This window comes from Streptomyces sp. NBC_00466, from assembly GCF_041433995.1.
GTDB lineage: Bacteria > Actinomycetota > Actinomycetes > Streptomycetales > Streptomycetaceae > Streptomyces.
This window is the reverse complement of sequence record NZ_CP107896.1, coordinates 3,808,987-3,825,304: the sequence shown is the minus strand read 5'-3', so window position 1 is coordinate 3,825,304 and position 16,318 is coordinate 3,808,987. Positions and strand designations below refer to the sequence as shown.

17 protein-coding genes are annotated in these 16,318 nt (G+C 72.1%); 11 read left to right on the top strand and 6 right to left on the bottom strand.

Annotation, left to right across the window (positions count from 1 at the left end):
* The first annotated feature begins 61 nt into the window (after nucleotides 1–61).
* Complete coding sequence (locus OG210_RS17135) at nucleotides 62–1,105, top strand: zinc-binding dehydrogenase (protein ID WP_328328063.1); 1,044 nt, start codon at nucleotides 62–64, stop codon at nucleotides 1,103–1,105.
* Between the two features lie 117 nt (nucleotides 1,106–1,222).
* On the opposite strand, the gene OG210_RS17130 is transcribed toward OG210_RS17135, so the two are convergent.
* On the bottom strand, nucleotides 1,223–2,134 hold the full coding sequence (locus OG210_RS17130; RefSeq protein ID WP_328328065.1) for a DUF3027 domain-containing protein: 912 nt from the start codon (nucleotides 2,132–2,134) through the stop codon (nucleotides 1,223–1,225).
* 440 nt (nucleotides 2,135–2,574) lie between these two features.
* On the opposite strand from OG210_RS17130, the gene OG210_RS17125 reads away from it, so the two are divergent.
* Genes OG210_RS17125 through OG210_RS17110 form a run of 4 tightly spaced genes read left to right on the top strand, consistent with a single transcriptional unit; the run spans nucleotide 2,575 to nucleotide 5,982 of the window.
* Nucleotides 2,575–3,924: an MFS transporter gene (locus OG210_RS17125; protein WP_328328067.1), complete on the top strand. Its 1,350-nt coding sequence runs from the start codon at nucleotides 2,575–2,577 to the stop codon at nucleotides 3,922–3,924.
* Nucleotides 3,925–3,951: 27 nt separating this feature from the next.
* A complete protein-coding gene (locus OG210_RS17120; RefSeq protein WP_328328069.1) occupies nucleotides 3,952–4,434 on the top strand; it encodes a DUF2771 domain-containing protein in 483 nt (160 codons plus the stop codon).
* A gap of 4 nt (nucleotides 4,435–4,438) precedes the next feature.
* Nucleotides 4,439–5,095 (top strand): futalosine hydrolase, encoded by a 657-nt coding sequence (locus OG210_RS17115; RefSeq protein ID WP_328328071.1) that lies wholly within the window; start codon nucleotides 4,439–4,441, stop codon nucleotides 5,093–5,095.
* Entirely contained in the window at nucleotides 5,092–5,982 is an 891-nt protein-coding gene (locus tag OG210_RS17110) for a 1,4-dihydroxy-6-naphthoate synthase (protein ID WP_371537454.1), read from the top strand. The genes OG210_RS17115 and OG210_RS17110 overlap by 4 nt, the downstream gene beginning before the upstream one ends.
* A gap of 90 nt (nucleotides 5,983–6,072) precedes the next feature.
* Here OG210_RS17110 and OG210_RS17105 read toward each other — a convergent pair whose 3' ends face one another.
* Nucleotides 6,073–7,479 carry an MFS transporter gene (locus OG210_RS17105; protein ID WP_371540333.1) on the bottom strand — a complete coding sequence of 469 codons (1,407 nt, stop codon included), beginning with the start codon at nucleotides 7,477–7,479 and terminating at the stop codon, nucleotides 6,073–6,075.
* Nucleotides 7,480–7,733: 254 nt separating this feature from the next.
* Here OG210_RS17105 and OG210_RS17100 point away from each other — a divergent pair, with 254 nt between their 5' ends.
* A complete protein-coding gene (locus tag OG210_RS17100) occupies nucleotides 7,734–8,144 on the top strand; it encodes a MarR family winged helix-turn-helix transcriptional regulator (RefSeq protein WP_371540331.1) in 411 nt (136 codons plus the stop codon).
* Nucleotides 8,145–8,254: 110 nt separating this feature from the next.
* Here OG210_RS17100 and OG210_RS17095 read toward each other — a convergent pair whose 3' ends face one another.
* Nucleotides 8,255–8,638, bottom strand: a complete 384-nt coding sequence (locus OG210_RS17095) for a cold-shock protein (RefSeq protein WP_323183791.1) — start codon at nucleotides 8,636–8,638, stop codon at nucleotides 8,255–8,257.
* 161 nt (nucleotides 8,639–8,799) lie between these two features.
* On the opposite strand from OG210_RS17095, the gene OG210_RS17090 reads away from it, so the two are divergent.
* Nucleotides 8,800–9,105 carry a hypothetical protein gene (locus tag OG210_RS17090; RefSeq protein ID WP_328328080.1) on the top strand — a complete coding sequence of 102 codons (306 nt, stop codon included), beginning with the start codon at nucleotides 8,800–8,802 and terminating at the stop codon, nucleotides 9,103–9,105.
* On the opposite strand, the gene OG210_RS17085 is transcribed toward OG210_RS17090, so the two are convergent.
* Nucleotides 9,075–9,707: an HAD hydrolase-like protein gene (locus tag OG210_RS17085; RefSeq protein ID WP_328328082.1), complete on the bottom strand. Its 633-nt coding sequence runs from the start codon at nucleotides 9,705–9,707 to the stop codon at nucleotides 9,075–9,077. The genes OG210_RS17090 and OG210_RS17085 overlap by 31 nt on opposite strands.
* A 104-nt stretch (nucleotides 9,708–9,811) precedes the next feature.
* Here OG210_RS17085 and OG210_RS17080 point away from each other — a divergent pair, with 104 nt between their 5' ends.
* The 4 genes from OG210_RS17080 (at nucleotide 9,812) to OG210_RS17065 (ending at nucleotide 13,949) form a co-directional block, all read left to right on the top strand.
* Complete coding sequence (locus OG210_RS17080; RefSeq protein ID WP_328328084.1) at nucleotides 9,812–10,816, top strand: iron ABC transporter permease; 1,005 nt, start codon at nucleotides 9,812–9,814, stop codon at nucleotides 10,814–10,816.
* On the top strand, nucleotides 10,813–11,910 hold the full coding sequence (locus OG210_RS17075) for an iron ABC transporter permease (protein WP_328328086.1): 1,098 nt from the start codon (nucleotides 10,813–10,815) through the stop codon (nucleotides 11,908–11,910). The genes OG210_RS17080 and OG210_RS17075 overlap by 4 nt, the downstream gene beginning before the upstream one ends.
* Nucleotides 11,907–12,848 carry an ABC transporter ATP-binding protein gene (locus tag OG210_RS17070; RefSeq protein WP_371537449.1) on the top strand — a complete coding sequence of 314 codons (942 nt, stop codon included), beginning with the start codon at nucleotides 11,907–11,909 and terminating at the stop codon, nucleotides 12,846–12,848. The genes OG210_RS17075 and OG210_RS17070 overlap by 4 nt, the downstream gene beginning before the upstream one ends.
* A gap of 90 nt (nucleotides 12,849–12,938) precedes the next feature.
* A complete protein-coding gene (locus tag OG210_RS17065) occupies nucleotides 12,939–13,949 on the top strand; it encodes an ABC transporter substrate-binding protein (protein ID WP_371537446.1) in 1,011 nt (336 codons plus the stop codon).
* 80 nt (nucleotides 13,950–14,029) lie between these two features.
* On the opposite strand, the gene OG210_RS17060 is transcribed toward OG210_RS17065, so the two are convergent.
* Both OG210_RS17060 and OG210_RS17055 read right to left on the bottom strand, forming a co-directional pair.
* A complete protein-coding gene (locus tag OG210_RS17060) occupies nucleotides 14,030–14,551 on the bottom strand; it encodes a DUF4232 domain-containing protein (protein WP_328328092.1) in 522 nt (173 codons plus the stop codon).
* 287 nt (nucleotides 14,552–14,838) lie between these two features.
* Nucleotides 14,839–15,972 carry a hypothetical protein gene (locus tag OG210_RS17055; RefSeq protein WP_328328094.1) on the bottom strand — a complete coding sequence of 378 codons (1,134 nt, stop codon included), beginning with the start codon at nucleotides 15,970–15,972 and terminating at the stop codon, nucleotides 14,839–14,841.
* Nucleotides 15,973–16,318 lie beyond the last annotated feature (346 nt).

Sequence of the window (16,318 nt, the reverse complement as noted above, 5' to 3'; positions counted from 1 at the left end):
CCTTCCTGCACCACCTGAAACCACCGCCTGAAACCGGCACCACCCGATCTGGAGAACCCTGATGCGCGCGACTCTCATGTACGGCGCCGGCGACGTCCGCGTCGAGAACGTCCCGGACCCCGTCATCAAGCACCCCACCGACGCCCTGGTCCGTATCACCGCTTCCTGCGTCTGCGGCAGCGACCTGCATCCGTACGGCTCCATGAAGCCCGGGGACGGGCCCGCCCGGATGGGCCACGAGTTCATCGGCATCGTCGAGGACACCGGCCCCGAGGTCACCACCGTCAAGCGCGGCGACCTGGTCGTAGCCCCCTTCGCGATCTCCGACAACACCTGTGAGTTCTGCCGCGAGGGCCTGCACACCTCCTGCACCCACCCGCAGGCCGGCTTCTGGGACGGCGAACCCGACGAGGGCGGGCAGGCCGAAGCGGTCCGCGTACCGCTCGCCGACGGCACCCTCGTCAAGCTCCCCGTCGCAGCGGACTCGGCCCTGATCCCGTCCCTGCTGACCCTCTCGGACGTGTTCGGCACCGGCCACCACGCCGCCGTCATGGGCGGCGTCGGCCCACGCACCAGCGTCACCGTGATCGGCGACGGCGCCGTCGGCCTGCTGGCGGTGCTCTCGGCCAGGCTGCTGGGCGCCGAGCGGATCGTCCTGATGGGACGCCACCGGGTACGCACCGACCTCGGCCGCGAGTTCGGCGCCACCGATGTCGTATCCGCCCGCGGCGATGAAGGCATCGAGGCGGTCCGCGAGCTCACCGGAGGGAACGGCACACACGTGGTCCTCGAAGCCGTCGGCCACATGCCCGCCTACGAGCAGGCCGTCGGCATCGTCCGACCCGGCGGCGTCATCAGCCGCGTCGGCGTCCCCCAGTACGAGGAGGCCCCGATCGGCTTCGGCAGCCTCTTCCGCCACAACCTCCGGCTCGCCGGTGGCCCGGCCCCCGTCCGCGCCTACATCGAGGAACTGATGCCCGCGATCCTGGACGGCACCATCGAACCCGGAAAGGTCTTCGACGCCACCACCGGCCTCGACGGCGTGCCCGCCGGATACCGGGACATGGCCGACCGCAAGAGCCTCAAGGTCCTCGTCAAGCCCTGACCGCAGGACAGATCGTGGGAGGGCGCGGCACCAGGCCGTACCCGCGACAGGTGCCGAGACAGGTGTGGGGGGCGCGGCATGTGCCGCACCCCCCACACCTCAGAACCTCAGCAGCCCCTACGAATGCCCCAGATCGTCCGCATCGGACGCCGCCTGCGCCGAGACGGAACCGCCCTCCGGGTCCGGCCGCAGCGCGAACGGGTCCGCGGCCGTCGAGTCGAGCACCAGCGGCGCGGGCCGCAGCGGCTTCGGCATGACCGCCGCCTCCGAGTGGCCGCCGCAGCCGTACGACAGCGACACCACATGCCCGTCCGCCGGACCGAACTCGTTCCCGCAGACCCCGAAGGCCTGCCGCAGCGAACCGGAGAGCGGGACCAGGAACGCACACGTCACACAGGAAGCCGGGGCCGCCTGGGCCATCGGGGTCTTCGCCCCGTACTCCTCGTCCCAGCGGTCCGCCGCCTGGTGCAGCCCGTAGCGGGACAGCACCCGCGCCCGCCGCATCCCCAGCTCGTCGGCGACCGCGGCGACCGTGCCGCGGGCCGGGACCGCCGTGCGGTCGGTGACCTCGGCGTCCTCCGCCTCGACCCGGTCCGCCAGCTCGTCGGAGAGCACGGAGTTGGGCGGCGGCGCGTCCTCGCCCGAGAAGCCGGGCTCCAGGCGCAGATCCTCCGCCTCGGTGGGCAGCAGGTCACCGGGCCCCATGTCGCCGGGGCGCAGCCGCTCGCTCCACGGCACCCACTCGGGGGCCAGCAGCGAGTCGGAGCCCGGCAGCAGGACCGTCTCGTCGAGCGTGACGAGCTTCGCCCGGGATGCCCGGGCGACCGTCACCGCCCAGCGCCAGCCCCGGTAGCCCGGTTCCTTGCACTCGAAGAAGTGGGTGACCACCCGGTCACCCTCGGCCACCACAGAGACGTGTTCGCCGACCACCCCGGGGAAGGCAGCTTCCTCCGCCGCCTCGCGGGCAAGGCCGACCGCCTCGGCGCACAGGCGGTCAGGGGTACGGCTTCTCGTCGTCGCAGCACTCACAGGTCTCGCTTCTCTCCTACGCCGTCTCACGGGTGCGCCGGACGACCTTCGCGTACGAGCAACGGGCGGAGCGGACCGGAGGACCGCGTCAACGTCCGCGCCCGACATGCCCGGGGGCGCGCCTTCTCCCACCCATTCTGCGGGATAACGGAGAGGCGCACAGCCAAGGGCAACCGCCGGTGGCGCGCTGGAGGCTTCCGGCCACACCCGGGCGGAGGAGCCCGCGGCGTCTGGCGCCGTGCATCGCAAGGCGGAGAACGCCCCCGTAACCGAAGTCACTGGGCGGTTCCGACATCGCAGCGAGGCGCGGTGACAGGCGTCGCGGGCCCGCCCGGGAGTGGTCGGCAGCCTCCGTGCACGCTACCCCTTCTCCGGCTCTCGTCCCACCTGCGCGTCCGAATCCCGGTTCGGGTCGTACGGGGTTGGGGCACTATGACGGGGTGACCACCGCAAGGTCGTCCGACGGATTCAGCCCGGCGCGCAGGGTGGGGCGGGCCGTCGGTCATGCCCTCCATCGGCCGTTCACTGGTACCGCAAAGGGGATCAGACGGGCGACGAACGCCCATGGGGCGGGCGAGTCGGGCCTCGGCAAACTGATCGAGCTGCACGCCGTGAACAGCGCCGGTGACGTGATGATCACGGTTGCGCTGGCCTCGACCGTCTTCTTCTCCGTACCGACCGATCAGGCCCGCGGCCGGGTCGCGCTCTACCTCCTGGTCACCATGGCGCCGTTCGCGCTGCTCGCCCCGGTGATCGGCCCGCTGCTCGACCGGCTGCCGCACGGCCGCCGGGCCGCGATGGCCGGCGCGATGCTGGCCAGAGCGGTCCTCGCGCTCGTGATGTCGGGGGCCGTGGCCACCGGCGGGCTCGAGCTCTATCCGGCGGCGCTCGGCGTGCTGGTGGCGTCGAAGGCGTACGGCGTGGTGCGCAGCGCGGTGGTCCCACGGCTGCTGCCGCCACGGTTCTCGCTGGTCAAAGCCAACTCCCGGGTCACGCTCGGGGGGCTGCTCGCCACCGGTGTGGGAGCGCCCATCGGGGCCGGGCTGCACAAGATCGGCTCCGCCTGGCCGCTCTACGGGGCGTCCGCAGTCTTCCTGTTCGGGGCGTTCCTGGCGATGACGCTGCCCCGCAAGGTGGACTCCGCGAAGGGCGAGGGCAAGGCCCGGCTGGTGGAGCGGACCGACGAGCGCAAGCCGTCGCTGCGCACGGTCGGCCCCTCCGTGCTGAACGGCCTGGTGGCGAACTCCGCGCTGCGCTCGCTCTCCGGCTTCCTGATCTTCTTCCTGGCCTTCCTGCTGCGCGAGCACCCGATGGCCGGGCAGAACGCCGCCGTGTCGCTGACCATCGTCGGTGTCGCGGCCGGCGGGGGCAACGCGCTGGGTACGGCCGTCGGTGCGCTGCTGCGCTCGCGCGGACCGGAGGTCATGATCGCCACCCTGCTCGGGGTGGCGCTGGGCACCGCGATCCTCACGGCCGCCTTCTTCGTCTCCTTCCTGGTGACGGTGCTGGCGGCGGTCGCCGGCTTCTCGCAGGCGCTGGCCAAGCTGTCGCTGGACGCGATGATCCAGCGGGATGTGCCGGAGACGGTACGGACCTCGGCGTTCGCGCGGTCGGAGACGGTGCTCCAGCTGGCCTGGGTGGTGGGCGGCGCCATCGCGATGGCCCTGCCGCTGAACGGCACGCTGGGCGCATCGGTGGGTGCGGCGCTGGTCGCGGTGGGTGCGATCACGACCGTACGGGGGCTCCTGACGGCCGCGCGGCGCGGCTCACCGCACCCCCGCGTGGCGTGACCTGCGCCGGGCGATAGCCTTCGGCCCATGACCGTTGCGCTTCTTACTGGTAAGGGCCGCCGCACCGCCGCCGCTCTCGGTGCCGTGTCCGCCGGACTCCTCGTCCTGTCCGCCTGCGACAAGCCGACGCCGCTGGCGACCGTGACGGTCGGCACGAACTCGGTGCACTCCGAAGCCGCCTGCTACAACGACGGCAAGAGCCTGGACATGGCCGCGTCCAAGGCCTGCGCCGCGCAGAAGAAGGGCACCAAGTCCATCAAGGTGGACCCGGACAAGACCGTGCGGATCGGCGTGGACCCGAAGATCGCCGACAAGGGCTGGGTGCTGCTGCTCAACGGCCAGCAGCTGACCGGCGTCAGCAAGAAGACCTACACGACGGTCCCGGGCAACGTCTTCTTCAACTCCCAGTACGGCGCCAAGGGCAACGCGTCGACCGTCGCCATCGCCGAAGGCGACGGCACCACCAAGGTCTTCGGGCTCTGGTCGTTCATCTTCAAGAAGGACGCCTGACGCCTTGCGTGTACTCATCGTGACCGCGGTCCCCGCTGAGCGGGACGCGGTCACGCGCGCGTTCGGGGGCACCGCGGACCAGGGCGCGGGGACCGGCTGTTACGACGTGATCGCGGCCGGTGTCGGCCCGGCCGCCGCTGCCGCCGGGACGGCGACCGCCCTCGCGCGCGGCTCGTACGGCCTGGTGGTCTCGGCGGGCATCGGCGGCGGGTTCCACGCCGCGCCGGGCTCGCTTCTCGTGGCCGACGCGATCGTCGCCGCGGATCTGGGCGCCGAGACACCCGACGGGTTCGTGTCCGTCACCGGTCTCGGCTTCGGCACGGTGGAGCACCGGCCGCCCGCCGCTCTCGTACGGGCCGTGGCCGACGCCACCGGCGCGACGCCCGGCACCGTACTCACCGCTTCCACCGTCACCGGCACCGCTGAGCGGGCCGCCGCGCTGCTGGCCGCCCACCCCGCGGCCGTGGCCGAGGCGATGGAGGGTTTCGGGGTGGCCGAGGCCGCCGCGCAGGCCGGGTTGCCGGTGCTGGAGATCCGGGCGGTCTCCAATGCCGTCGGCCCGCGCGACCGCGACGCCTGGCGCATCGGCGACGCGCTGACCGCGCTCACCACGGCTTTCGGGAAGCTCGCGCCCGTACTGGAAGGTTGGAACCGCATATGACCGACGACGCCCCGCAGACCGCCGGAGCTCCGCAGCAGAGCGACGCGCTGAAGATCGCGTTCTCGCCCTGCCCCAACGACACGTTCGTTTTCGACGCCTGGGCCCACGGCCGGGTGCCGGGGGCGCCCCGGATCGACGTGACGTTCGCGGACATCGACATCACCAACGGGATGGCCGAGCGCGGCGAGTTCGACATCCTGAAGGTGTCGTACGCGGTGCTGCCCTGGGTGCTCGACGAGTACGCGCTGCTGCCGTGCGGCGGGGCGCTCGGACGCGGCTGCGGCCCGCTGGTCCTCACGCGGGGCCCCGGCGTGGACCTCACCGGGAAGACGGTCGCCGTGCCGAGCGAGCGCTCGACGGCGTATCTGCTGTTCCGGCTGTGGGCGGCCGAGGTGGTGCCCGGCGGGGTCGGCGAGATCGTCGTGATGCCGTTCAACGAGATCATGCCGGCCGTGCGCGACGGCAAGGTCGACGCGGGTCTGGTCATCCACGAGGCGCGGTTCACGTACCAGGAGTACGGGCTGCACTCGCTGGCCGACATGGGGCAGCACTGGGAGTCCACGACGGGCCTGCCGATCCCGCTGGGCGCGATCATCGCCAAGCGCTCGCTGGGCGATGAGCGGCTGCGGGAGCTGGCCCGTACGGTCCGCGCGTCGGTCCGGCAGGCCTGGGACGACCCCGAGGTGTCCAGGCCCTATGTGCTGGGCCACGCGCAGGAGATGGACCCGGCGGTCGCCGACCAGCACATCGGTCTGTACGTGAACGAGTTCACGGCGGACCTCGGCGAGGACGGCTACGCGGCGGTCCGCGGGCTGCTCACGCGGGCGGCGGCGGAAGGTCTCGTACCGGCGCTGCGGCCCGATGCGCTGGCGTTCGCCGCGGAGTGAGCCGGGCACAGAAGGGGCGGCGCCCCCTGTGGCCGCCCCTCTGCTCCCCCTCTACTCCCCCCTACTCAGCTCCCCTCCCCTGCTCGCCTCTCACTTGCCCGAGGGGCTCGGATCCCCCGCGACCTGGACCGCTTCCGTCTCCGCCGGTGCCTCCACCGCTGCCTGAGCGGCCGGCTGCGGCTTCGGCCCGCCGCGGCCGGGAATCGCCAGGACCACCAGTGCGGCCACCAGCGCCACCGCGCCGCCGATCACGAACGCCGTACGGAAGCCCGTCTCCGACGGGATCGTGACGCCACCTGATGACACGGTCATCTGGGCCAGCACCACACCCATGACCGCGCTGGAGACCGACGTACCGACCGACCGGGCCAGTGAGTTGAAGCCGTTGGCCGCCGCGGTCTGGGAGAGCGGCACCGCACCCATGATCAGGGCGGGCATCGCCCCGTAGGCGAAGGCGACGCCCACGCTGATCACGCATCCGAAGACCACCAGGCCCCAGACCGACCCCATCAGGACGGTCGCCAGGCCGTAGCCGATCGCGATGATCACGGAGCCGGCGAGGAGCGACACCTTGGGGCCGCGGACCGCCGAGAGCTTCGCGCCGAGCGGCGAGACCGCCATCATCACCAGCCCGGCCGGGGCCATCCACAGGCCGGCCACGACCATCGACTGGCCCAGTCCGTAGCCGGTGGCCTCGGGGAGCTGGAGCAGCTGCGGCGCGACGAGCGACTGCGCGTACATCGCGAAGCCGACCACCACGGACGCCAGATTGGTCAGCAGCACCTGGCGCTGCCCGGTGGTGCGCAGATCGACCAGCGGGTCCCTGGTACGGAGTTCGAAGGCGCCCCAGACCAGCAGGATGACGACCGCGGCGGCCAGCAGCCCCAGGGTGTCCGCGCTGCCCCAGCCCCAGTCGCCGCCCTTGGAGACGGCCAGCAGGAGGGCGACGAGACCGGCGGCGAGGCCCACGGCCCCGGCGTAGTCGAAGCGGCCTTCGGCGCGGACCGGCGCCGCGGGTACGAAGAGCAGGATCAGAGCGCCGAGTACGGCGCTCAGTCCGGCCGAGCCCCAGAACAGCATGTGCCAGTCGGTGTTCTGCGCCACCGCGGCCGCGACGGGCAGGCCGAGCGCACCGCCGATGCCGAGCGAGGAGCTCATCAGCGCGATGGACGAACCGACGCGCTCCGGCGGCAGCACGTCGCGCATCACGCTGATGCCGAGCGGGATGATGCCCATGCTGGTGCCCTGGAGCGCGCGGCCGATGACCATGGGGGCCAGCGAGCCAGCGAGCGCACAGACCAGCGAGCCCACCACCAGCAGCCCGACGCAGACCAGCATCAGCCGCCGCTTGCCGTACAGATCACCGAGCCGGCCGGTGACCGGGGTGGCGACCGCACCGGCGAGCAGGGTCGCGGTGACGACCCAGGACGCGTTGCCCTGTGTGGTGTGCAGCAGTTGCGGGAGCTGTGCGATGAGCGGTACGACCAGGGTCTGCATCAGGGCGGCGACGATGCCCGCACCCGCCAGGACGGCGACGACGGGACCGGTCCTGGGGAGCGGTGGCGCGGTGGCGGTCGGTCTCACGGGAACTCCTCTTCGGCTGGGCGCCCGATGGGGCGGATGTGCAGCATACACACCTTATGCATGATGCACACGCGCGTGCTATACAGGCAAACCGGCACCGGGAAATGCGCGAGAGGAGACGCCGCGTGCGTCAGGCGAGCGACAACTTCGAGCGGGTCGAGCGGGAAATGACACTGCTGGCCAGGTACCGGTACATGGCCATGGCGCAGACCACCCGCCTGGAGCGCAGCGCCTATGTCCTGCTCTGCCGGATCGAGGTCGACGGCCCGCTCTCCATCGGGCAGCTCGTCGAAGCGCTGGGCCTCGACACCTCGACGCTGAACCGGCAGACCGCGGCGATGACCCGCGCCGGTCTTGTCGAGCGGATCCCGGACCCGGAGGGCGGTCTCGCCCGGAAGTTCCGGATGACGGAGGAGGGCGCGCAGAAGCTGCACGCCGACCGCGAGGACGCTGTCGCCAATCTGGAGCGGGTGCTCGCCGACTGGAGCCCCGAGGAGGCCGGCGCGTTCGCGGCCGCCCTGGAGCGCTTCAACACCCGCATCGAGACGATCATCGGGCAGCCCTGGCCCCGGCCGTGACGGCTACAGGGGCGGGCACAGGGGGGCACAGGGGGGGGCAGACAGACCGGTGGGCCGGGGCGGGGAGTCAACTCCCCGCCCCGGCCCACCGGGAGACCGTGTCCGTACGGTCAGACGTCCAGCTGGTCGGCGACCGCCCGCAGCAGGCCGGCGATCTTCGCACCGGCCGCCTTGTCGGGATAGCGGCCGCGCTCCAGGCTCGGCGTGATGTTCTCCAGGAGCGTCGTCAGGTCCTGCACGATGGAGGCCAGTTCGTCGGGCTTGCGGCGCTGGGCCGCTGCTACCGACGGCGTGGGATCGATGATGGTCACGGTCAGCGCCTGGTCGCCGCGCTGGCCCGCGACGACGCCGAACTCCACGCGCTGCCCCGGCTTCAGGGCGTCGACTCCGGACGGGAGCACCGACGAGTGGACGAAGACGTCGCCCCCGTCGTCGCGGGAAAGAAAGCCGAAGCCTTTTTCCGAATTGAACCATTTGACCTTGCCGGTGGGCACCGTCTGTCCTCGTCCTCGTAGTCGTAGAAAACGGCTCTGGATAGCACTGCAGCGGGTCGCTCGACCCGCCAGGACTCAGGCTAGTGGTCCGGCTCACGGTCCGGGGACCAGTAACGAGACGTCAGGCGTAGTTCCTCCGGGCAGGGAACTACCCTGGCCGGGTGAGCAATGAAACCCAATCGGCCGACGCCCCTGACGGCGCCCCTGACGACACCCGCGCCGGTGACCGTCTTGTCCAGGCCGGCGCGATCATCTTCTTCATCGGAGCCGTGGCCACACTGGTCACGGTGGCCCCGCTGTTCCTCGGCACGCACCCGTTCCCGTCCATCGCGTATGCCGTGTGCATGCTGATGGGCGTCGGCTTCGTCGTCGCCGCGGCCGGGCTGCTGCGCTCCATCGCGGACCAGCGCCGCCGGGCGCGTGCCGCGATGGCGGGTCAGGCGCCCGCGGTGACTCCGGCGGCGTAGCCCTCCAGCCACGCGGGGAACTCGGTGAGGTCCGTCAGGATCACATCGGCTCCGGCCGCGCGCAGTTCGTCAGCGCCGATCGGACCGGTCGGTACGGCGACGGAGAGCGCGCCCGCCGTGAGCGCCCCGCGCACATCGCCGACGTGGTCGCCCACGTACACCGACGCACCGTGCTCGCGCAGCGCCTCCGCCTTGGCCTCCGCCCAGAGCCAGCCGATGACGGCGTCCGGCTCGATGCCGAGGTGGACCAGGTGGCGCACGGCGTCCGGCTGGTTCTTGGCGGTGACGACGATCGCCCGGCCGCCGAGCCGCCGTACCGCTGCCACCGCTTCGGCGGCGCCCGCCATCGCCGTGGTCGGCTCGATCGCGTGTGTGGGGTAGATCTCACGGTAGCGGTCGCGCATCGCCGGAATCTGCTCCTCCGGGAACCACTCCGCGAGCTCCGTCTCCAGCGGCGGACCGAGCCGGGTGACCACGAGGTCGGCGTCGATGTACGTCCCGGTCTCGGCGGAAAGTACCTGGTAGGCGGCGTGGATCCCACGCCGGGAGTCGATCAGGGTCATATCCAGGTCGAAGCCGACCGTCAGGGGGTGTGAAGACATGCCTTCCATCCTCCCCCCGCGCACGACCTGGCCGATTCCCCCGGAGGGGCTCAGCTTAGGCTTAGCCAAGCCTTACCAACCTTCGGAATGGGTCTGATGTCCTGATGGCAACTCCCGTGGCCCTCCGCCGCACAGCCTGGACGGCCGCCGCCGTCGTGGCCCTGCTGCTGGCGGTCCTGCTCAGCCTCGCGGTCGGGGCGCGGGCCATCGCACCGTCGGCGGTGATCGACGCGCTGCTGCACGGCGGCGACAGCAACACCGCCGAAGTCGTACGCCGGCTGCGGGTGCCGCGCACCCTCATCGGCCTGATGGTGGGCGCCGCGCTCGCCCTGGCCGGGACCGTGCTCCAGGGCATCACCCGCAACCCCATCGCCGACCCCGGCATCCTCGGCATCAGCCAGGGCGCATCCGTCGGCGTGGTGCTGGCCATCGCCTTCGCCGGGATCCACACCCTCACCGGGTACGTCTGGTTCGCCTTCGCCGGGGCGGCGGCCGCGTCCGTCGCGGTGTACGCCATCGCCTCCCGGGGGCGCGGCGGCGCGACCCCGGTGAAGCTCGCGCTCGGCGGCGCCGCGATCAACGCGCTGCTCGTCTCCGTGGTGCAGGCGGTCCTGACCACCAAGGCTTCGGCGCTGGACGAGTTCCGCTTCTGGCAGGTCGGCGCGATCGGCGGCCGGGACACCGACATCGTGGGCCAGATCTGGCCGTTCCTGCTGGTGGGCGTGGTGCTCGTGGCCTCGGTCGCGCGCGGACTCGACGCGCTGGCACTGGGCGACGACATGGCGAAGGGGCTGGGCCAGAAAGTCGCGACGGTACGCATCGTCGGCGGCATCGGCGCCACCGTACTGACCGGGGTCGGCGTGGCCGCCGCCGGACCCATCGCCTTCATCGGACTCGCGGTGCCGCACATCGCCCGCGCGATCGTCGGCAGCGACCACCGCTGGGTGCTGCCGATGGCGGCCCTCATCGGCCCGGTGATGCTGCTGGTCTCCGACACCATCGGCCGGGTCGTCTTCCCGCCCAGCGAGGTGCCGGCCGGAGTGATGACGGCCCTGATCGGGGTGCCGTTCCTGGTGACCCTCGTACGCCGGAAGGCGGTCCCGGCGTGACATCGGCTGCGACAACCACCGCGACGGCCCCCGCCGCCGGTGTGCGCCCCGCGGGGTACTCCCTCGTACGGGCCGGACGCGGGACGTTCCTGCTGCACCGGCGGGCGGCAGTGGTCGCCGTGGCGCTCGCCGTGCTGCTGGCCGTCACCTGTGTCGCGTACCTCTGCGTCGGTGAGGACTTCATCGCACCCGGCGAGGTCGTCAAGGTCGTCCTCGGCAGGCCCTCGCCCGACGAACTCGTCGTCGGCACCCTGCGGCTGCCCCGCATGGTCGTCGGACTGCTCGTCGGCGCCGCCTTCGGCATGTCCGGGGCGCTCATCCAGACCGTCGCACGCAACCCGCTGGCCAGCCCCGACATCATCGGCATCAGCAAGGGCGCGGGCGCGCTCACCGTCGGCGCGATGTCGCTCGGGGTGACCTCCACCGCCGTCCTGCCGTACCTCTCGGTCATCGGCGGAATCACCGCCGCCGCCCTGGTGTACGCCTTCGCCTGGCGCGGCGGGCTGCACGCCACCCGGTTCGTCCTGATCGGCATCGGCTTCGCCATCGCGCTGGGCTCGGTCACCCAGCTCTTCCTGACCAAGGGCGACTACCTGGTCGCCCAGCAGGCGCAGATCTGGCTCACCGGTTCGCTGAACGGCCGCGGCTGGAGCCAGGCCCAACTGGTCGGCTGGGTGCTGCTCGCGCTCGTACCGGCGATGCTGTGGGCCGCGTACGCCCAGCGCACCGTCTCCATGGACGACGACACCGCGACCGCGCTCGGTATCCGGCTCGGGCGGGTGCGGCTCGGTCTCGTGCTGCTCGGCGTGGTGCTGGCCTCGGTGGCGACCGGGGCCGCCGGACCCGTCGACTTCGTCGCGCTGCTCGCCCCGCAGATCGCCCGCCGGATGACCAGGACCGCACAGATCCCGCTGCTCTGCTCGGCTCTGATGGGCGCGTTCATCGTCGTATTCGCCGATCTGCTCGGCCGCAAGCTCCTCTCGCCCACCGAACTGCCGGTGGGCGTCCTCACGGCGGCGGTCGGCGCCCCGTATCTGATCTGGCTGATCGCGAAGAATCACGGCGCCCGCGGCCGTAGTGGAGGCAACCCATGACCAGCAGGCCGACGACCAGCAGCCCGACGGCGGGCAGTCCGACGGCGGGGAGCCTGGCAGAGAGCAACCAGGCGGGGAGCAACCAGGCGGGGAGCAGTCCGGCGACGGCCAGGCTGACGGCGCGTGAGCTGACGCTCGCGTACGACGACCGCACCGTCGTCGAAGGGCTCGACCTGGCCGTGCCGGACGGGCAGGTGACCGTCATCGTCGGGCCCAACGCCTGCGGGAAGTCCACCACCCTGCGGGCCCTGGGACGGCTGCTCAAGCCGCGCAGCGGCGCGGTGCTCCTCGACGGCGCCGAGCTGGCCCGTACCCCCACCAGGAAGATCGCGCAGTCGATCGGGCTGCTCCCGCAGTCCCCTTCGGCGCCCGAGGCGATCACCGTCGCCGACCTGGTGGCACGCGGCCGCCAGCCGCACCAGCACTGGTGGCAGCAGTGGTCGGACGAGGACGAGCGCGCCGTCACCGGCGCCATGGAGCGCACCGACATCACGGCGCTCGCGGAGCGGGCCGTGGACGAGCTCTCGGGCGGCCAGCGCCAGCGCGTCTGGATCGCGATGGCGCTCGCCCAGGAGACGGATCTGCTCCTGCTCGACGAGCCCACCACCTACCTCGACATCGCCCACCAGGTGGAGGTGCTGGACCTGGTGCGCCAGCTCAACAAGGAGCGCGGCAGGACCGTCGTCGCGGTGCTGCACGACCTCAACCAGGCGGCCAGGTACGCCGACCATCTGGTGGCCATGAAGGGCGGCCGGATCGTCGCCGAGGGGCACCCCACGGAGATCGTCACGGCGGAGCTCGTACGGGAGGTGTTCGGCCTGGAATCGGTCGTCATACCGGACCCGGTGACCGGGTCGCCACTGGTCGTGGCGGGGGCGCCGTGGGGTGCGGATACGGGTACGGACGCGGATGGTTCCAAGTCCACGGACCTTCCCTGAAGTCAAGTGAAATCCGCCCGAAAACACCATAGTTGACGCCTGGGACGCTGCTGGCACGCCGTCCGAACGGAACGCCGTCGAAAGGGACTCATGAAGCGCTCACCCCACGGCCACCGACACCACCGCCGCCACCTCCACCTCCACCTCCACCGTGCGGTCACGGGCGTTCTCGCGCTCACCGGCGCGCTGGCTCTCACCGCGTGCGGCTCCGACGACACCAGCGGCAAACCGTCCGCGGGGGCGGCCGCCACCCACACCATGAAGACCGCCATGGGTGATGTGAAGGTCCCCGACCATCCCCGGCGGGTCGTCGTCCTGGACACCGCCGAACTGGACTCCGCCATCACACTCGGCGTGAAACCGGTCGGCTCCACGCACGCCGATGTGAAGTCCGGGTTCCTCGACTACCTGCCCAGGAACAAGGTCGCCGGGATAAAGGACGTCGGCGCGATGCTCCAGCCGAACATGGAGGCCATCGCCGCGCTCAAGCCCGATCTGATCCTCACCAGCAAGATCCGGCACGGCGACAAGTACAGCCAGCTCAGCGCCATCGCACCCACCGTCATGACGGAGAACACCGGCTACCCGTGGAAGGCGAACTTCCAGGTACACGCCGACGCCCTCGGCACGCAGGCCGAGGCGGCGAGGACCGTCACCGCGTACGACGCGCACATCCGGCGGGTCGTGGCCGCGCTCGGCGGACCCACGAAGGCGGCCGCCACGAAGGTCGGCATGGTGCGGTTCGTGGAGGGCGCCGACATCCGGATCTACGGCAGGAAGAACTACATCGGCACGATCCTCGCGGACCTCGGCGTCGGCCGCCCGCCCATCGCCGACAAGGCCAAGGACGGCTTCTCGTACGACGTGAGCCCCGAGCGGATCGACCTCGCCGACGCGGACGTGCTCTTCCACTCCACGTACGGCGACCCGGCGAAGGCCAAGGAGACGCAGACCACCAGCAGCGGCCTGTGGAAGAACCTGAGGGCGGTGAAGAACGGCAAGTCGTTCGGCGTCGACGACCAGTTGTGGATCCAGGGCATCGGCTACACGGCCGCCGACAAGATCCTCGACCAGCTGCAGACGGACCTCACCAAGCGGTAGTCCTTGCCGGGGCCGCCCCGCGTAACCCCTGTGCCGCCGTCCCCTCGGGGGGACGGCGGCACAGGGGTTACGCGGGTACCTCAGGCTCCGGCCTGCATGGCACCGATCTGGGTGCCGGCGTCGACCGAGAGCGAACCGTTCGCGGAGGACTCACCGGGGATCGTGCCGCCACCGGGGGTCCTGAGCGTGAACGAGACCTCGTTGGCCGACGCGCCCTTGGTGCTGCTGGGAACCTGGATGTCGAAGTGGACCGGGTGGCCGGGGCTGAGAGTCACGGCAGTGCTCTGCTTGCCGTACGCCTTCGCGGTCACGCCGTCCAGGGAACCGTGGTTGTAGAACCGCACCCCGGTGGGCGATCCGGCCAGCTTGCAGGACTCCGTGCCGGGTGCGGCGGTCAGCGTGACCCGGTAGTGGCGGTGCCCGGCGCTGGAGGAGTCCGGAGTGATCTTCGCGGTGTGGTTCGCGGGCCGGCAGGAAGAGACCTTGACACCGGTCGCGGCAGACGCGTGCGACGTGGTGGCTGCCTGCGCGACTCCCACCCCGGCGGCTCCTGCCAGGGCAGTGGCGGCGACCGTCACGACGAACTTGCGAGTCATACCCATGGCCAGCTCTCCTTCTCTCAGCTCCCGGTCCGGCCGGTCAGTCGGCCGAACCCCTGTCTGCGAACAGCTTGCCCGCTGCACCGACCCAAGATCGTCACGGGAAAGCAACACGCCTGCTACAGACCTAAACGGGGACACAGCGGACGCGGCGGGGCAGCGAATCCGGGCCTGCCGCCGGGCCCACCCGCGAGGCGTCACGGCGGCGGCCCACGCGCGAGGCATCACCACATCGGCCCGCCCAGAGGGGCCCGACCGGGGCCCGCCCAAGAGGGGCCCGACCGGGGGTGTTACGGCAGCCGCCGCGCCCGCCACACCAGGTACAGCGCCGAGGCACCGGCCGCCACCCGCAGGACGACCGGCCACGCCCCGGAGATCGCGTCGCCCATCCCGTGTGCCGGGATCGGCGTGCCCCAGCGCCCGCTGGAGCGCCCCCACAGCCAGACGATCCCACCTGTCAGGGCCAGTCCCGGCAGGCCGAGCACCGCCCACTTCGCCTCGGCGCGGCTGAGCCTGCGCGAGACGTACGCGAGGAGCCAGCCGGCACCGAGCGGGATCAGCGAACCGAGGACCGCGCCGACGACCAGCAGCGCCGCCGCGAGCAGCAGGAACGGGCTGGAGAAGCCCCCGGCCACGGCCCGCACCCCGCCGCCGCCCCCGCCGCCCGGCCTGCGGCCGAGCAGCGACCGCCCGCGGCGCGGCTGCGCCTCCACGAACTCACCGTCGGCTCCGTCCTCTTCGGCTTCGCCGGCAGCGTCCGGACCGTCCTCGTCGTCACCGGACTCCGCGCCGGGCGGCGGTTTGAGTATCTCGGGGATCTCCACCCCGCCGGTGAAGCCGGGCACCCCTTCACCGGCCCCGAAGGGCCCCGACTCGATGCGCCACCAGTCGGGTTCGGCGCCGGACGGGCCCAGTTCGTCCTCGCCCGCGAGGTGCGGCGGCGAGGCGGCCGTCGAACGCGGGGGCGGCGGCGCGGGCTTCTCGCCCCTGCCGAGCCCCCATCTGCCGCTGCCGGGCCCGGCCTTGCCGAGCCCCACCTTGTCCAGTCCCACCTTGCCCAGCCCGGTACGCCCGGGCCCGGAACCACCGCTGCCGTCCTTCTCCGTACCCGCCGGCTCGTTCCGCCGCGGACGGGGCATCCGGCGCGCCCGGTCCCGTACGGGGTCGGGGTCAGGTTCCGCCGCGCCCGGCGGTGGTCCGCCGCCCGTCGCCGCCGCCACCTGCTCGGCCGGCGTGCCGAGCCGGCCGAGGATGCGGCGCACGGCGGCCTCGCCGCCCGCGTCGGCCCCGGCGCGCTGCCGGTCGATCTCGCCGCGCAGCGAGGAGACCAGACGCATCCGGTCGGCCGAGGTCAGTTGCCGCTGGGCCAGGTCACCGACCCGGCTCAGATAGTCGTAGACGAGCTGATCGCTCTCGATCCCCACGGACTCGCACCCCTTCACGCCGCTCTGCACCGACCGTAGCGCCCCCACCGCGCACCGTCCGCACCCCCGGGCCCCCTTCACCGGCCTTTTCCCCAGCCTTTCCCCGCGCCCCCCTCCCGGACCCTGCCCGGGCCCTTCCCGGGCCCTTCCCGGGCCCTTCGCCAGGCCCTCTCCGCAGCCCTTCCCCGGCCCCCGCACGCCCCCTGTCCCGGGCCCTTCCGCAGCCGCTCGCCAGGGCGTTCCCCACGCCCCTTCCACCGCTCCTTCCCCTGCCCCGCCTGCCGGTACGGGAGCGAAGTCACCGGGTCCAACGTGGGGCGGTGCGCCATCTGCCCGCAAATCTCAG

What these genes read in the sequence shown, in the direction of transcription:
- OG210_RS17110 (WP_371537454.1), top strand. Translation starts at nt 5,092, where the DNA reads ATGACCGACGACGCCCCGCAGACCGCCGGAGCTCCGCAGCAGAGCGAC.
- OG210_RS17135 (WP_328328063.1), top strand. Translation starts at nt 62, where the DNA reads ATGCGCGCGACTCTCATGTACGGCGCCGGCGACGTCCGCGTCGAGAAC.
- OG210_RS17105 (WP_371540333.1), bottom strand. Translation starts at nt 7,479, where the DNA reads ATGCAGACCCTGGTCGTACCGCTCATCGCACAGCTCCCGCAACTGCTG.
- OG210_RS17120 (WP_328328069.1), top strand. Translation starts at nt 3,952, where the DNA reads ATGACCGTTGCGCTTCTTACTGGTAAGGGCCGCCGCACCGCCGCCGCT.
- OG210_RS17065 (WP_371537446.1), top strand. Translation starts at nt 12,939, where the DNA reads ATGAAGCGCTCACCCCACGGCCACCGACACCACCGCCGCCACCTCCAC.
- OG210_RS17070 (WP_371537449.1), top strand. Translation starts at nt 11,907, where the DNA reads ATGACCAGCAGGCCGACGACCAGCAGCCCGACGGCGGGCAGTCCGACG.
- OG210_RS17100 (WP_371540331.1), top strand. Translation starts at nt 7,734, where the DNA reads ATGACACTGCTGGCCAGGTACCGGTACATGGCCATGGCGCAGACCACC.
- OG210_RS17060 (WP_328328092.1), bottom strand. Translation starts at nt 14,551, where the DNA reads ATGGGTATGACTCGCAAGTTCGTCGTGACGGTCGCCGCCACTGCCCTG.
- OG210_RS17080 (WP_328328084.1), top strand. Translation starts at nt 9,812, where the DNA reads ATGGCAACTCCCGTGGCCCTCCGCCGCACAGCCTGGACGGCCGCCGCC.
- OG210_RS17085 (WP_328328082.1), bottom strand. Translation starts at nt 9,707, where the DNA reads ATGTCTTCACACCCCCTGACGGTCGGCTTCGACCTGGATATGACCCTG.